The organism is Schaalia sp. HMT-172, from assembly GCF_030644365.1.
In the GTDB taxonomy this organism is placed as follows: Bacteria; Actinomycetota; Actinomycetes; order Actinomycetales; family Actinomycetaceae; genus Pauljensenia.
On the sequence record NZ_CP130058.1, the window covers coordinates 1449964 to 1464904 of the forward strand.

Annotated in this window: 14 protein-coding genes; 2 read left to right on the plus strand and 12 right to left on the minus strand. The window is 66.9% G+C overall.

Annotated features, from left to right (window positions below; genetic code table 11):
* Nucleotides 1-4 precede the first annotated feature (4 nt).
* Complete coding sequence (gene glgA / locus QU663_RS06090; protein WP_034482244.1) at nt 5-1228, minus strand: glycogen synthase; 1224 nt, start codon at nt 1226-1228, stop codon at nt 5-7.
* Nucleotides 1229-1399: 171 nt separating this feature from the next.
* Here glgA and QU663_RS06095 point away from each other — a divergent pair, with 171 nt between their 5' ends.
* A complete protein-coding gene (locus QU663_RS06095; RefSeq protein ID WP_021612686.1) occupies nt 1400-2635 on the plus strand; it encodes a glucose-1-phosphate adenylyltransferase in 1236 nt (411 codons plus the stop codon).
* Nucleotides 2632-3327 (plus strand): phosphoserine phosphatase SerB, encoded by a 696-nt coding sequence (gene serB, locus QU663_RS06100; RefSeq protein ID WP_021612687.1) that lies wholly within the window; start codon nt 2632-2634, stop codon nt 3325-3327. The genes QU663_RS06095 and serB overlap by 4 nt, the downstream gene beginning before the upstream one ends.
* Nucleotides 3328-3331: 4 nt before the next feature.
* Here the strand turns inward: serB and QU663_RS06105 are convergent, their stop codons facing one another.
* The 11 genes from QU663_RS06105 to QU663_RS06155 all read right to left on the minus strand — a co-directional run bounded on the left by QU663_RS06105 (nt 3332) and on the right by QU663_RS06155 (nt 14889).
* The gene (locus tag QU663_RS06105; protein ID WP_021612688.1) at nt 3332-3859 is read right to left on the minus strand and encodes an NUDIX hydrolase; all 528 of its coding nucleotides are present in this window, start codon (nt 3857-3859) and stop codon (nt 3332-3334) included.
* Nucleotides 3856-4704, minus strand: coding sequence for a PrsW family intramembrane metalloprotease (locus tag QU663_RS06110; RefSeq protein ID WP_034482254.1), 849 nt, complete (start codon nt 4702-4704; stop codon nt 3856-3858). Before QU663_RS06110 ends, QU663_RS06105 begins: the two co-directional genes overlap by 4 nt.
* Before the next feature lie 90 nt (nt 4705-4794).
* Nucleotides 4795-6519: a PrsW family glutamic-type intramembrane protease gene (locus QU663_RS06115; RefSeq protein WP_034482257.1), complete on the minus strand. Its 1725-nt coding sequence runs from the start codon at nt 6517-6519 to the stop codon at nt 4795-4797.
* Nucleotides 6520-6536: 17 nt separating this feature from the next.
* Nucleotides 6537-7868, minus strand: coding sequence for a PrsW family intramembrane metalloprotease (locus QU663_RS06120; protein WP_021612691.1), 1332 nt, complete (start codon nt 7866-7868; stop codon nt 6537-6539).
* Nucleotides 7834-8457, minus strand: coding sequence for a hypothetical protein (locus QU663_RS06125; protein ID WP_021612692.1), 624 nt, complete (start codon nt 8455-8457; stop codon nt 7834-7836). The genes QU663_RS06120 and QU663_RS06125 overlap by 35 nt, the downstream gene beginning before the upstream one ends.
* Nucleotides 8454-9632 carry a glycosyltransferase family 4 protein gene (locus QU663_RS06130; protein ID WP_021612693.1) on the minus strand — a complete coding sequence of 393 codons (1179 nt, stop codon included), beginning with the start codon at nt 9630-9632 and terminating at the stop codon, nt 8454-8456. Before QU663_RS06130 ends, QU663_RS06125 begins: the two co-directional genes overlap by 4 nt.
* The gene (locus QU663_RS06135) at nt 9629-10555 is read right to left on the minus strand and encodes a phosphatidylinositol mannoside acyltransferase (protein WP_021612694.1); all 927 of its coding nucleotides are present in this window, start codon (nt 10553-10555) and stop codon (nt 9629-9631) included. The genes QU663_RS06130 and QU663_RS06135 overlap by 4 nt, the downstream gene beginning before the upstream one ends.
* On the minus strand, nt 10552-11178 hold the full coding sequence (pgsA, locus tag QU663_RS06140) for a phosphatidylinositol phosphate synthase (protein ID WP_021612695.1): 627 nt from the start codon (nt 11176-11178) through the stop codon (nt 10552-10554). Before pgsA ends, QU663_RS06135 begins: the two co-directional genes overlap by 4 nt.
* Nucleotides 11178-11753 carry an HIT domain-containing protein gene (locus QU663_RS06145; RefSeq protein ID WP_021612696.1) on the minus strand — a complete coding sequence of 192 codons (576 nt, stop codon included), beginning with the start codon at nt 11751-11753 and terminating at the stop codon, nt 11178-11180. The genes pgsA and QU663_RS06145 overlap by 1 nt, the downstream gene beginning before the upstream one ends.
* 5 nt (nt 11754-11758) lie before the next feature.
* Nucleotides 11759-13792: a threonine--tRNA ligase gene (gene thrS / locus QU663_RS06150; protein WP_021612697.1), complete on the minus strand. Its 2034-nt coding sequence runs from the start codon at nt 13790-13792 to the stop codon at nt 11759-11761.
* Between the two features lie 71 nt (nt 13793-13863).
* Nucleotides 13864-14889, minus strand: a complete 1026-nt coding sequence (locus tag QU663_RS06155; protein ID WP_021612698.1) for a GNAT family N-acetyltransferase — start codon at nt 14887-14889, stop codon at nt 13864-13866.
* Nucleotides 14890-14941: the final 52 nt, after the last annotated feature.

The following is a 14941-nucleotide window of genomic DNA, read 5'->3' on the forward strand; positions in this document are numbered from 1 at the left end:
CGCCCTAGACGAGCGAGCGGTACAGGTCGGCGGTCTTCACGCCGATGGCTTCCCACGAGAAGTGCTCGCGCGCACGCACGAGGCCGGCCTCGCCCATGCGACGACCCAGCTCCGGGTCGTCCAGGACACGAATAAGGCGATCCGCCATGTCGTGCTGGAAGGTCTCGGGGTCCAGCGGGGTTCCCGTGCCGTCCTGCATCTGCTCGATCGGCACGAGGTAGCCCGTCTCGCCGTCGACAATCACGTCGGGGATGCCGCCGGTCGCCGTGCCGACGACGGGAAGGCCGAGCGCCATCGCCTCCAGGTTGACGATGCCGAGGGGCTCGTAGACCGAAGGGGTGATAAAGACCTGGGCGGCGGAGAGGATCGCGGCGACCTCTGGCTGCGGGAGCATCTCGGAGATGAGCACGACGCCGGAGCGGGTCGCGCGCAGGTCGGCGACGAGGCCCTCGACCTCGGCGGCAATCTCGGGGGTGTCCGGGGCGCCCGCGCACAGGACCAGCTGGACGTCGTCGGGCAGCAGGCGGGCAGCGCGCAGGAAGTAGGGCAGGCCCTTCTGTCGGGTGATGCGGCCGACGAAGACCACCGTCCGACGCGTCGGATCGATGCCGTGCTCCGCCAGGACGCGCTCGCGCAGCTCATCCCCGGCCTCGCCCGTCGGCGCGTGCCACTTGTTCAGGTCGATGCCGTTGTGGATCACGTGGACGCGCTCGGGGTCGATGCTCGGGTAGCAGCGCAGGATGTCCTCTCGCATGCCGTTGGAGACGGCGACGATGGCACTGGCGGCCTCGTAGGCAGTCTTCTCCACGTAGGAGGACAGGCGGTAGCCGCCGCCGAGCTGCTCGGCCTTCCACGGGCGCAGCGGCTCCAGCGAGTGGGCGGAGATGACGTGGGGGATGTCGCCAAGGAGCGAGGCCACGTGGCCCGCGAAGTTGGCGTACCAGGTGTGCGAGTGCACCAGGTCCGAGCCCTCACACGCGGCGGCAATCTCGAGGTCGACACCGAGGGTACGCAGCGCTGCGTTCGCCCCCTCAAGCTGGGGCAGGTCCGAGTGACCGGTCACCCCCGGATCGGCTCCGTCAGTTCCGGGCTCGCGGGGGCCATCGAAGGCCTGCACTCGCAGGTCATCGACGAGGCCGCGCAGCACCTTGGCCAACTCGAGAACATGGACACCGGCTCCGCCGTAGACGTGGGGCGGGTATTCGCGGGTGAGCAGATCAACGCGCATGATGTGGTCCTTCCGACAGTGGCGACGCGTGTAACACATAGTATCCGAAATCACGGGCATCGAAACCGAAACGAGACGGTGCAGCAATCGATGGACATTTGTAATACAGTGTGACTACACCCACGGGCCTGCACCGGTGCGCGCCCAAAACGACCAACGAAGAGGTGCCGTATGGCAAAGAACCACGTTCTAGCGATTGTTCTTGCGGGCGGTGAAGGTAAGCGTCTGATGCCGCTGACGGCGGATCGCGCGAAGCCTGCCGTTCCGTTTGGAGGTCATTTCCGTCTGATCGATTTCGCTCTGTCGAATATCGTGAACTCCGGATACCTCAAGATCGTCGTGCTGACCCAGTACAAGTCTCACTCGCTTGACCGCCACGTGACGAAGACTTGGTACACTTCTCCCCTGCTCGGCAACTTCATTGCGCCTGTTCCGGCTCAGCAGCGTCGCGGGCCGCACTGGTACCTGGGCAGCGCGGACGCGATCTACCAGTCTCTCAACATCGTCGACGACGAGGCGCCCGAGTACATCGTCATCATCGGTGCGGACAACATCTACCGCATGGACTTCTCGCAGATGGTCGACCACCACATCAAGTCGGGCCTGCCGGCCACGGTCGCCGGTATCCGTCAGCCGATCGAGCTCGCCCCCGCCCTGGGTGTCATCGACGGCGAGGGCGGCGTCGTGAAGAACTTCCTGGAGAAGCCTCAGCACGCAGAGGGCCTGCCGGACGATCCCACCAAGGTCCTGGCGTCGATGGGCAACTACGTCTTCACCACGAAGGACCTGGTCAACGCTCTGCGTGAGGACGCCAACAACCCCGATTCGAAGCACGACATGGGTGGCAACATCATCCCGTGGTTCGTCGAGCGCGGCGAGTGCGGCGTCTACGACTTCCAGGACAACGACGTGCCGGGTTCGACCGACCGCGACCGCGATTACTGGCGCGACGTTGGTACGCTGGACGCCTACTACGAGGCGAACATGGACCTTATCTCGGTGCACCCGGTGTTCAACCTGTACAACCGTGAGTGGCCGACGATGACGATGATCGATGGCTCGCTGCCGCCCGCCAAGTTCGTCTATGGCGACCAGGATCGTCTGGGTCACGCGATCGACTCGTTCGTCTCCCCCGGCGTGATTGTCTCCGGCGGTGAGGTCGTGCGCTCGGTCCTGTCCCCGAATACCTACGTCCATTCGTGGGCGAAGATCGAGGATTCGGTCGTTATGCACGGCTGTCGCATCGGCCGCTCGGCCCGGGTCGTGAAGACGATTCTGGATAAGAACGTCGTCGTTGAGGAAGGCGCCGAGGTCGGCGTCAATCACGAGTACGATATCGAGCGCGGCTTCACGGTTACCGAGTCGGGCATCACGGTCGTTCCCAAGGGCACGGTCGTCACCAAGTGAGCTCCACTCACCGTATCGATGAGCCGGGTGCACCGCTGCTATTTGCTAGCGGGGCACCCGGCCTCGTCGTCACCGACGTCGATTCGACGCTCATCAGCCAGGAGGTGATCGAGGAACTGGCCGAGGCCGCGGGCACGCGCCAACGGGTCGCCGAGATTACCTCGCGCGCGATGAACGGCGAGCTTGATTTCGCCGAGTCCCTGCGTGAGAGGGTCGCAACCCTCGCGGGAGTGTCCGCCTCCGTTTTCGCCGACGTCCTCACCTCGATCACGCCGACGCCGGGCGCGCGCAAGCTGATCGACGCCGTGCACGCGGCCGGGGGTCGATTCGGGGTCGTCTCCGGGGGCTTCGAGGAGGTCGTCGCCCCCCTGGCGGCCTCCCTGGGCATCGACTATTACGCGGCCAACCGCCTGGAGGTGGTCGACGGCGCGCTCACGGGCCGAGTCCTCGGGCGCATCGTGACCTCACAGGTCAAGGTCGAGTGCCTGCGCCAGTGGGCCTCGTCCCTGGGGGTGCCGATGGAGCGCACGGTCGCGATCGGGGACGGAGCCAACGACATCCCCATGATGAACGAGGCCGGGGTCGGTATCGCTTTCTGCGCGAAGCCCGCGGTGCGCGAGCAGGTGACGGTCCAGCTCAACGTGCCGGATCTGTCCCTGGCGATCGCGCCGCTGGGCCTGTCCCTGGCCTAGCGTTTTACGGTTCGCGGGTGTCGGTCAGCTCGATGAGCTTTCCGTCCCAGCCATCTTTCCACGCCCTGGCGTACCTCAGGATCTGCGCGGGATAGATCTCCCCGTCGATGGTTGCCGAGGCTTCGTCGATGTCCCACCAGCGTTGGGTGTCGATGACGGAGCGTTCGAGCTCGGTCCACCCGTCCCTGCTCAGCGCAGTGGAGGGGGCCCGGGCGATGAAAAACCACTCGTCCTGGCGCGCGGTGAGCGCCAGGAAATCGAATTCGGCGGTGCGATACAGGACGGGACCGACCAGGTCATCGGGGCACAGGCGCAGGCCCGTTTCCTCGTAGACCTCGCGCACGGCGGCCGCGCGAGGGTCCTCCCCCGCCTCGATGCCGCCTCCGATCGTGAACCACCAGGACCGTTCCGGCTGGTCCTCGTCGTGCCCCATTGCCAGGAGCACCCTGCCTGTGTCGTCGAACAGGAGGACGCGGGCGGCCTCCCGGTGGGGGTAGCCGTCCGCGTCCAGCGGCCAGTCGAGTGCGCTCATGCCTCCAGGGTAGCCCGGCGGCGGCGCATCCCCCACACGAGGAGCGCGACACTGACAGCGAGAATCGGAACCTCGATCGCTCCGTAGGTGAGGTTCCAGGAGTCCTCGGGCGCCAGGAAGCCGACGCCGTTGGCCTGCGCGTGCAGGAGCAAGGCTCCCGCGAAACCGCCGAGGCCCGCGGCGATCCCGACGAAGACACTCTTCGCGCGCAGGATCGCCCAGCACAGCGCGAATCCGAAGACGCCCGTGAAGATGGCGTGCCCGAAGGCACCGAGGAGGGCGCGAGCCAGGAACGATTCCCACAGGCCGCCCATGCCATCGTCGAGGGCGCTCACGTAGTAGCCGATGTCCTCGCCCCACGCGAAGCCGAGTCCCACGAGGCCGCCCAGGACCGCGCCCTGGGCGGGGCGCTGCAACACCTTGCGAGCTGCAAGGATGAGGATGAGCGCGCCGATCACCTTCGCGGTCTCCTCGATAAGTGGTCCTGTCACAACCGACGTCACGACATCGGCCGTCTGGGCACCTGAGATGCTCGTCTCGATGGCCGCATCGGTCACGCCATTTCCGATGCCCGCGATGATGAGCGCACCACCGGTGCCCCACGTGAAGGCGGCGATCCACGAGAGGATCGACGGGGTGAATCGCGCCAACCACGCCAAGAAAACGAGACCGACAAGGGCGCTCACGCACGAGGCGCCCACGGCGAGTGCCGCCGTTGAGTTGGTGGCACCGTCGATCGCGCCACGCACTTCGTAGGCAAGTGCCGGGATGCTCAGGATGATCAATACGATCGAGCTCACGGTGAGTGCCGTCGTTGATCGACGGGCAGGGTGTGTGTGAGTCACGTCTATGTCCTTTCTGTCGGTAGCATCATGGCCCGCTTTCCTGTGTCCGCCCTGTGAGGAGGCGTTGAGTGGGCCATGAGCATCGATGATTCAGACAACACGTGCACCCGTGAGTCGCATGAAGATGGCGCGCTGCTCGGTTGCTTCCTTCGTGGCCTCGCGCGTGGCCTCCAGGCGCTTGGGTTCGGGGCCCCGCACGTTCATGACGACCTGGTCGAGGCCGAGGGTGGCCAGCGCGTAGATGAACTGCTTCATCGCCTTCTTCGAGGCAGGGCCACCGCGCGCTGCCCAGTTCAGGGCGGTGCGACGCGAGGCGGGATCGCACACCATCTGGACCTCGCTGGGGATGATCCAGCCCTGTTGGACGTAGGGCATGAGGCCCGCGGCGGCGTCTCGGCGCTCGCGCTTCATGGCGAAGCCGACGAAGCACAGCCAGCCGATGAAGAGGGGGATCTGCAGGCAGGCGTACAGGAGGTACCAGGCCTCCTCTGAGGAGACGATGTAGCCGGAGCCGTTCCACACGCCGTGGAGGGTGACGCCCAGGAGGTATCCGAGCGTGATCGCGCCGCATCCGAGACCGATCGACTTCGTCCGGGTGACGGCCCAGCCGATCGCCCAGCCCGTCAGGGACGTGTACATGACGTGACCGAACACGCCCATGAAGACGCGCACGAAGAAGGTGGTCCAGAAGGTACCGTCGACCGCCGCGTCCACGAAGTACCCGAAGTCTTCGACGACGAGGAAGCCGGCAGCGGACAGGCCACCGTAGAGCAGGCCATCGAGGGGGGATGAGATGTTGTTTCGGCGCAGGAGAACGATGGCGATGACGCCGAGCGCCTTGAGGAATTCCTCGCCTAGGGGGGCCCCGACGACGACCGCGAAGACCTCGCCGGCCGCGGGGTTATCCGTTGCTGCGGAAAAAACAAGCTTCGCGAGGTCGTTGGACATTCCAGCGAAGAAAATGGCGACGCCCCCGCCCCACAGGAATGCGGCGATCTTCGTCCACCAGGGCTCGGGCTCGAAGCGGTCCACGAAGAGCAGGAAGGAGATGACGATCGACAGCGGAAAGAGGCACATGAACGCGAAGAACATGCCGTACAAAGGCCCAGCGACAAGAATCGCTCCTAAGATGCCGAGAAGCATCATCGCGGCGCCCGCGCCGATGGTGACCCCTTCGAAGACGGGGAGAGGCTTCCTCTCAGGCTCGGGCATGACCCACACCTGGGCTGCCTGCGGTGCGGCCTGCGGATATTGGGCCGTGCCGGGGCCGGGCATGGAGGGACCCGAGCGCACGAAGGAGCGGAATCCGGGGGTGAACTGACCGGGTGCAGGGGCGCCCGGCGCAGATGCGCGGGAAGCCGACGAGGCCTGGGGGGTGCCAGGCTCAGACGCGGACTGTCCCGGGGGCGCGAAGGGGTTGCCCGCGGCGCGGGGCGCCTGGTCGGGCGCGCTCGGGGCTCCGAACTGCGCCGAGGCCCGGGTGGGCGCGCCCTGTCCAAACTGGGGCGACGCCTGCTGTCCCATGGGAACGCGCGCGGGAGGCGTCGTGCCCTGCGTCGGTTGCGGGACCTGGCCCTGCATCGGGGCGGGCACGGCCTGGCCACCGTAGCGGGACATGGACTGAGCCGACGCGCTCGGGGCCGGAACCGGAACCTGAGGCGCCCTGGAGCCCGAAGCAGGAGGGGTCGCGCCCGCCATCGGCTGCGGGACTTGGCCTGCCCCGGGGGCGGGCACAGTGTTGGCTCCTGCGTTGCCCTGCGGGGGAATCGCGCGCCCCGTGGGAGCCGGACCGGGGAACTGGGGATTGTAGGTCACTGTTGTTCTTTCTGCTTTCAGGCTGCCCGGGCGCGCGAGGAGACGGCCTTCGAGACGTCGTGCTGCTGCTCGGCGATGGAGGTTAGGCGCAGGAATTCACGCCTGTTGTCGGCGGCCTCGGTGAGCATCTGTCGATCGTTCTCGATGCGGGCGGGATCGGGCCCGTGCTTGGCCATGAGGCGCTGGTCGAGGCCGAGGGAGGCGAGGTTGGCCAGGAAGGAACGCATCGCTTTCTTGGCGTCGCGACCGCCACGGGCCGCCCACTTCAGGGCTGCCTTGCGGGAACGCTTGTCGGTGGCCATCGTGACCTCGCCGGGCAAGACCCAGCCGGTACGCACGTAGGGAACCAGGCCGGTGCGGATCTTCTCCGCTTCCTTGCGTGTCGCGCGCAGCAGCAGGACGGACCACACGATGAACGCGGGCACCTGAACAACAGCGTAGAGGACCAGGAACCAGCCACCCCCGTAGGAGGCGCTGCCGTTCCACAGGAAGTGGATCCCCATAGCGCACACCCAGAACACGGCGACGATTCCCGCCTTGGACCATCCGCGCTTGAACTTGAGAAGTGCCAGCGCCAGCCCGATACCCGTCATGGACGTGGCCATGACGTGCAGGAAGGGGCTGAAGATACCGCGCATGACGACGAGGACGATGAGGTTGGTCGTGCCCTCGGCCTCGCCACGCAGGAAGTAGAGGATATCCTCGGTGAACATGAATCCAGCGGCCGAGAATCCGGCGTACACGACGCCGTCCAGGACGGAGTTAATGTTGGTGCGCCGCACGAGGACCACAATGAGCACGACGACGCCCTTGAGCGTCTCTTCGACGAGCGGGGCGACGAAGGTCGCGGACAGGGCGGAAGCCCCCTGCGCGTCGCCGGTCGAGTAGGCGATGTTGTGATGCAGCGCGGTGTTGAGGATGCCGGCCGACAGAGTTGCAACGCCGGCGCCCCACAGGAACACCGAGATCTTCGTCTTCCAGGGCTCGGGTTCCCAGCGGTCGATGCGGATGAGGAACCCGACGACGATCACCAGCGGGATGAGAGCCAGCAGTGTCGTCTTGACGAGCGCAAAGTATCCCGTGGCCTCGGGGGTCAGCATGTACAGGGTCAGGCCGATGACACCGAGGACACCGATGACGGTCATGACCATCTCGAACCATGGGAACGAGTGAATCGCCTTGGGCGGCTGCCACACGGGGGCGGCGTCGTCGGGGGCGGGCGCGCCGATGCCGTTGTCCTCACTGATGGCAGCAGCGCTGATCTTGCTCAGGCGGTAGTCTTCGCCCGGCCCTCCCCAGTGGGTCGTCTCCATGTCAGTATCCCCGTCCGCCAGTGTGCGTGTCGTCATCAAAGTCAATCGGCTCCGGAATCGGAGCGTGCCCCGCGAGCCGAAGCAATTTTACCATTCGTGCGGAACGAAGGGCACGCACGCCCGCGACGTCCACGTTATGCACGTTACGTGTCAGTTGGATCCGATAGCACGTCGCGTCGAGCGCCTCGAGCCGCGCCGCGGCCAGCGGGTCTGCGCTGATCGACTCGCGAACCGGCGGAGTCAGCGTATCCCGGATGGCGCGCGACAGGGCGGAGGCACGCTCAAGCCGAGCGGCGACCTCCACGCGATCGGCTTGACGTCCGGCGGTCGTGCGCCGATCGAGGCCATCGGTCGTGAGCTGATCGCCGCCGTCGTGAATATAGGCGCGCGCGAGGTCGCGCATCGCGTCGGCGCTCCCCTCCTCGAAGGCCGCGCACTGCGTCAGGAGCGAGGCCTCCGAGGCCCGGCGCAGGAGCAGCCGCGAAAGCGCGTCGCGTGAGGCAATGATCCTCTGATGCAGGCGATCGAGGCGACGGGCTCGGCTGATCGCCACGAAGGCGACAATCCCGAGCGCGACGATGAGGACGGCGAGGCCGACCAACGCCCACGGGGACAACAAGATCACGATGACTCCCCTCGTTCTTCACGTCCGCGAATCAGGTCCCGCGTGCTGCGCGAACCCGATTCCGCGGGGCTTCCCATGTCGATGGCGAGCTTATAGACCTCGAACACCTTGTCCGCCACGACCTCCCAGTCATACTGGGCGGAGGCTCGCTGGCCCGCATCCGACAGCTCGTCGAGTCTGTCGGGATCCCCCAGCAGGTCGATCAGCGTGGCCGCCAAGGACTCGGAGCTTCCGGTCTCGAAGAGCGCTCCCGCACGCCCGTCCTCGAGGACGGCGCGGAAAGCCGGAATGTCGGATGCGACGACGGCGGTGCGGGCGGCCATCGCCTCAACGAGGACGATGCCGAAGGACTCGCCTCCCGTTTGAGGCGCCACGTAGATGCTCGCGCCCGCGAGCAGCGACTCCTTCTCCTCGTCGCTGATGCCACCCAGGAAGGACACCGACTCGCCAAAACGCGCCACGGCCTCGCGAATGTCGGGGGCATCCCCCCTGCCCGCGATGAGGAAGCGCGCGCCTGGGAAACGCTCCAGGACAGAGCCGATCGCCCCGGCAAAAATGCTCAGGCCCTTGCGCGGCTCGTCAAGCCGCCCCAGGAACACGATGACCGGGCGATCGGCGCTGGCCTCCCAGCGCTCCAACGGCGAAGCAGAGCGGAACGAGGCCGTCTCAACCCCGTTGGGGATGATGACCGCGTCCCCGCCGTGGTGCTCGATGAGGGTCCGGCGCGCCTCCTCGGAGACCGCGATGCGCACACCGATGCGCTCCATGTACAGCCTCATCGGAGCCGAGGCGATGGCGCGCGACACCGAACGACCGAGGGCCGCGTGGAAGGTACCCACCAGGGGCGCCCGCGACAGCATCGCGGCGGCCATGGAGACCGAGGGAACGACCGGCTCGTGCACGTGGACGACGTCGAAGTCGTTGTCGGCGAGCCAGCGGCGCGTCCGTTTGAGAATCGTGGGCTTGACGGAGATGTTGGCGACCGACCCGTTGAAGGGAATCGACACCGAGGAACCGGCCGACGTGATCCACTCGGGCAGGTCATCGCAGGTCGAGGGGGTCAGGACGCGCACGTCGTGACCGCGTGAGCGCAGCTTGAGCGCCAGGTCGCGGATATGGAAGCCCACTCCCCCGGGCACGTCCCAGGAATAGGGGTTGACGATCCCGATCTTCACCGGTTCTTCCTCTCATGCTCCGCCCGGGCGCGGGCGAGGCGCTCGGGGTCTAGGTCCTCGACGAACACGCGCTGCATCATGTGCCAGTCCTGCGGCCGCTCCGCCATCATCGCGGCGAACTCACTCACCCACGCCTGTGTCAGCGCCTCCACGCGGTTCGCGCCCGGCGCCAGCTCCTCGGGAGCGCTCACCGGACCGACGCATCGCACGCGCACGTCCGCGCCCGTGGGAGTCTCATTCTCATAGGTGATGCACGCGACGAAAAGAGGGCGATCCAGTTTGGTCGCGAGGGCCGCGGGTCCCGCCGCGACGAGGGCTCGCGCGCGCCCCAGATCCACCTCGATGCCCGATCCCGAAATGTCGCGGTCAGCCAGCAAGGGCACGATCACGCTACGGCCGCGCACCCGCTCGACGAGGCTGCCGAACACAGACTCACCCTTGGCGACGCCGATGATCTCCATCCCAAGCCCCTCGCGCAAGGCCACGAAACGCTCGAACAGCGAGGGGGGCTCGACCTTCTCGGCCACCGTGACGATCCCCCGACCGTGGGCGCACACCCACGCGCCCGCGCGGTCCCAGCTGCCCGAGTGCCCCAGGGCCAGGACGACCGGGCCGTCCTCACTGGCCGCAGCCAGGGCCTCGAAACCGTCAAAGGAAACGCCCTCCAACAGGGGTGCTCCCCTGCTCGAGCCCAGCATCAGCTCCTCGGCATAGTTGCGAATATGAGAGCGGACGGCGGTAATCAGCAGGTCGCGGGAGGGCTGCTCGCCCGTCAATCGCGCCATGTTGGCGCGCAGGCGTTCGATGGGCGCTCCCCCGCGCCGCGCGAGGACGCCGGCGCCGACGTGAGCAGCACGCATCACGACGCCCAGGGGCAGGCGTGGGGCCAGCGCGAAGGCTGCCGACAGGGGCGAAAAGGTCACTGCGCTCCCTCGTCGATGGTGCGCGCGGTGAACCAGATGCGCTGGCACACGGTCACGAAAGACGCGAAGCAGACCCAGGTCAGGCCAGCCGCGAACACCCATTCGGGCAGCCCGAGGCTCATAAGCATCGCCGTGCCCATGCCGACAATGAGGCGGTCGGTGCGCTCGGCGATACCGAGCTTGGCGACCACACCCACGGACTCCGCTCGGGCGCGGGCGTAGGGCACCGCCGCCGCGCCGATGATCGAGCAGATGCCGACGATGATCGCCCAGGTGCGCACGGGGGAATCCGCCATCCGGAAGACCGCGTAGGCGGTGAGCGAACCGAAGACCGCGCCGTCGGCGAGACGGTCGAGCGTCGAATCCAGGAAGGCACCGAAGCGCGTTCCGCCGGTCGTCATCCGCGCCAGCGTTCCGTCGACCGAATCGCCGAACATCACGACCGCCAGGGCAATGCCGCCCTGCCAGATCCATCCCCGCGGGATGCACACGACCGCGATGGCCACGGACGCCACCGTTCCCGCAACCGTCACCATGTTCGGAGTCACACCGGCGCGGGCAAGAACGCGGGCGAAAGGCGTAAAGATCGCCTTGGTGATCGACCGTCCGTGATTGCCGAGCATCAGTCCTCCTTCGGCCAGGCGGCAGCTAGGCGTGCGCGAGCGTCCTCGAGGAGCTCGGGCACGGCCTTCGTGCGCGCAATGATGGGCAGGAAGTTCGCGTCACCGGCCCATCGAGGCACGATGTGCTGATGCAGGTGAGCGGCGATTCCGGCGCCCGCCACCTCGCCCTGATTCATGCCCAGGTTGAAGCCGTGCGGGGCTGCCACCTCGCGGCTCACCCGCATGGCGGTTGCCGTCAGCTCCCCCAGCTCGACGCGCTCAGCGTCGGTCAGCTCGGTGTAGTCCGAGACGTGACGATACGGACACACGAGCAGGTGACCGGAGTTGTAGGGAAAGAGGTTCATGAGCACGAAGCACGTGGCGCCTCGGTGAACGATGAGCCCCTCGTCGTCGGCCTTACCGGGCGCGGCGCAGAAGGGACACGTGCGGTCACTCGCGTCGGCGGGTTTGCCCTCCCCGTGGATGTAGGCCATCCGATAGGGGGTCCAGAAGCGAGAGAAGCCGTCCGGGACGCCCGCAAGCCCGCGGGCGTCCTCGGTGGGCAACGGTTCGTGGGGCGTGCCCTGCTCCGTCATGTCGCTCACGCCTCGTCGAGGCCGTCGATCTGGTCCGCGTTGTTGCGCTGCTCAATGTGCGCGGCGATCAGCTCAACCGCGCGATCGACAACAATGCCGTTGTGCTGCGAGCCGTCGCGCAGGCGGAAAGACACGGCCCCGGCCTCGACGTCCTCGCCACCGGCGATGAGCGTAAAGGGGATCTTGTCCTTCGACGCGTTGCGGATCTTCTTGCCGAAGCGGTCGTCGGACAGGTCGGTCTCGACGCGCACGCCGCGCTCGCGCAGCTTCGCGGCGACGTCCTTGACGTAGCCGTCGAAGGCCTCGGCGACGGGGATAAGGCGGACCTGGACGGGCGAGAGCCACGCCGGGAACGCGCCCGCGTAGTGCTCGGTGAGGACGCCGATGAAGCGCTCGACGGAGCCCAGCTTCGCGGAGTGGATCATGACGGGGCGCTGACGGGTGCCGTCGGCGGCCGTGTACTCCAGGTCGAAGCGCTCGGGCTGGTTGAAGTCGTACTGGATCGTCGACATCTGCCAGGTGCGGCCGATCGCATCCTTGACCTGGACGGAGACCTTCGGGCCATAGAAGGCGGCGCCGCCCGGATCGGGCACGAGGTCCAGGCCGGTGGCCGCGCAGGCGTCCTCAAGCGCCTTGGTGGCGGCCGCCCAGTCCTCGTCGGAGCCGATGAACTTGTCCTTCTTCTTGCCGTCCTCGTCGCGCGTGGACAGCTCCAGGTAGAAGTCCTTCAGTCCGAAGGCGGAGAGGATGGAGAGGAAGAACTCGATCTGCGTGCGGATTTCCTCGGAGGCCTGCTCGGGCGTGCAGTAGGTGTGCGAGTCGTCCTGCGTGAAGCCGCGCATGCGGGTCAGGCCGTGGACGACGCCGCTCTTCTCGTAGCGGTAGTCGTGGCCCAGCTCGTAGAAGCGCAGGGGCAGCTCGCGGTAGGAGCGGCCTCGCGAACGGAAGATGAGGTTGTGCATCGGGCAGTTCATGGCCTTGAGGTAGTACTCCTGGCCTGCCTTCGTGACGTTACCCTCCTCGTCGCGTTCCTCGTCGACGAGCATGGGCGGGAACATCGTGTCCGCGTAGTAGGGCAGGTGGCCCGACGTGTGGAACAGACCGCCCTTAGAGATTTCTGGGGTGTGCACGAAGTCGAAGCCGGCCTGCTTATGCCGGTCGGTCACGTAGGACTCGATCTCGTGGCGCAGAATGCCGCCCTTGGGGTGGAAGACGACCAGGCCGGGGCCGATCTCCTCGGGGAAGGAGTACAGGTCCAGCTCGGCTCCGAGGCGGCGGTGGTCGCGGCGCTCGGCTTCCTTGATGCGCTCCTGGTAGGCGACGAGGTCCTCCTTGGAGGCCCAGGCCGTTCCGTAGATGCGCTGGAGCTGGTCGTTCGACTGGTCGCCCTTCCAGTAGGCGGCCGAGGCCTTGGTGAGCGCGAAGCCGTTGCCGATCAGCTTGGTGGAGGGCAGGTGGGGGCCGCGGCACAGGTCCTTCCAGGCGACGGAACCGTCGCGGCGGACGTTGTCGTACATGGTCAGGGTCGCGCCGCCGACCTCGACGGACGCGCCCTCCGCGCCCTTGCCCTTCGTGGTCACCAGCTCAAGCTTGTAGGGCTGGGCGGCCAGCTCGCGGGTGGCCTCCTCCTCGGAGATTTCGCGGCGCACGAAGCGCTGGCCTTCCTTGATGATGCGCTTCATGCGCTTTTCGAGGTCGCGCAGCAGCTCGGGGGTGACCGCGTCGATGTTGCCGAAGTCGTAGTAGAAGCCGTCGGTGATGAAGGGGCCGATGCCGAGGTTGACATCGGGGAAGACGTCCTGAACGGCCTGGGCGAGCACGTGTGTGGCGCTGTGACGCAGGATGTTCAGGCCGTCCTCGCTGGCCAGTGTGATGGCCTCGACGCTCGTGCCCTCCTCGAAGGGGGTCGCGAGGTCGCGCGGCGTGCCGTCAACCTTGATGGCGACGACGTCGCGGGACTTCTCGAACCACGTCGTGCCCGTGGTCCCCGCCGGTACGGTCTGGTTTTCTCCGTCGATGACGAGCGAGATGTCGGGCACAGTGTCTCCTTGGTCGATACGGTCGATGCAGTTAGGTGCTAGTGGGATTCTAACGCCCGGGGGCGGGCGATTCAGGAGCGGGCGCGCCAGTCCTTGATCGCTTTTGCCGCGCTCAGGGCGCGATAGATGTTCTTTTTGACGGGCATATCCCACCCGCCGGGGACGTCGGTGAAGTGCGCCGCAAAGGCGCTCTTGTACTTGCCGACACTGTAGAGATCGGGGCAGCGCGGGGAGTGCGCGCCCATGAGGTCGAATTCGCGCACGCCGTCGCGGGCCAGGAACTCGGCGGCCAGGAAGTCCAGGACCGGGGGCTGGCGCAGGCGACGGCCGGCCTCGGTGGAGGCGCCGTATTCGGCCTGCGCACGGATCCCCTCCACGAGGCAGAAGTCCCAGCACAGGATGGCGCCGTCGGCGTCGCGCATGGAGAAGATGCGCGCATGCTTGGGTCCCAGCGTGGTCAGCAGGCTCATGTAGTAGGCCTTGGGGTGGGGGCGGAAACCGTCACGCTCGGCGGTCTCTTCCATGACGGCGTAGTACTCGTCGATGACGTCGGCCGCGTTCGCTGTGTCCTCGTGGAAGGTGATGCCTTCGGCCTTGCCCTTCTTCAGGCCGGAGCGGATCGAGCGCTTGCCGGACTTGGGCATCGCCGCGAGGATCGCGTCTTCGGTCTTGCCGGAGGTGTCGATGACGACGGTGCGGTCGTAGGAGATGGTCTGCAGGGGCATCACCAGGTCGGGGTGCTGGTAGATGGCGTGCAGGCGCACGAAGGCGACGGACTTGTCCCGTTTCTTGATTTCGCGCAGCAGGTCGGCGCGCAGGGCGGCCTCACGTTCGGGGGTCGCCTCCTTGACCCAGGCCGGGCCCCACTTCGCCCACAGGTAGTGCACGCCTCGCACCGCGTACTTGTAGAGGGTGATGAAAGCGACCTTGGTGTCGTCCTCGCACCACGCGTATCGGCCCCATACGCCGTGTCCCTGGGACTTTTCGAAGGCTTCCCACACGCAGGCCTGCTCGATGGGCAGGGAGCGATCCTGGAAGCCGGAGACGGCGGCGATCTTGTCTTCTTGGGAGATGGGCACGAGTGAGGTTGTCGTCATGGTGTCCTCGTTGGTCGGGTCTATCGGTCGCGTAGGGGGTCAGTCTATCAGG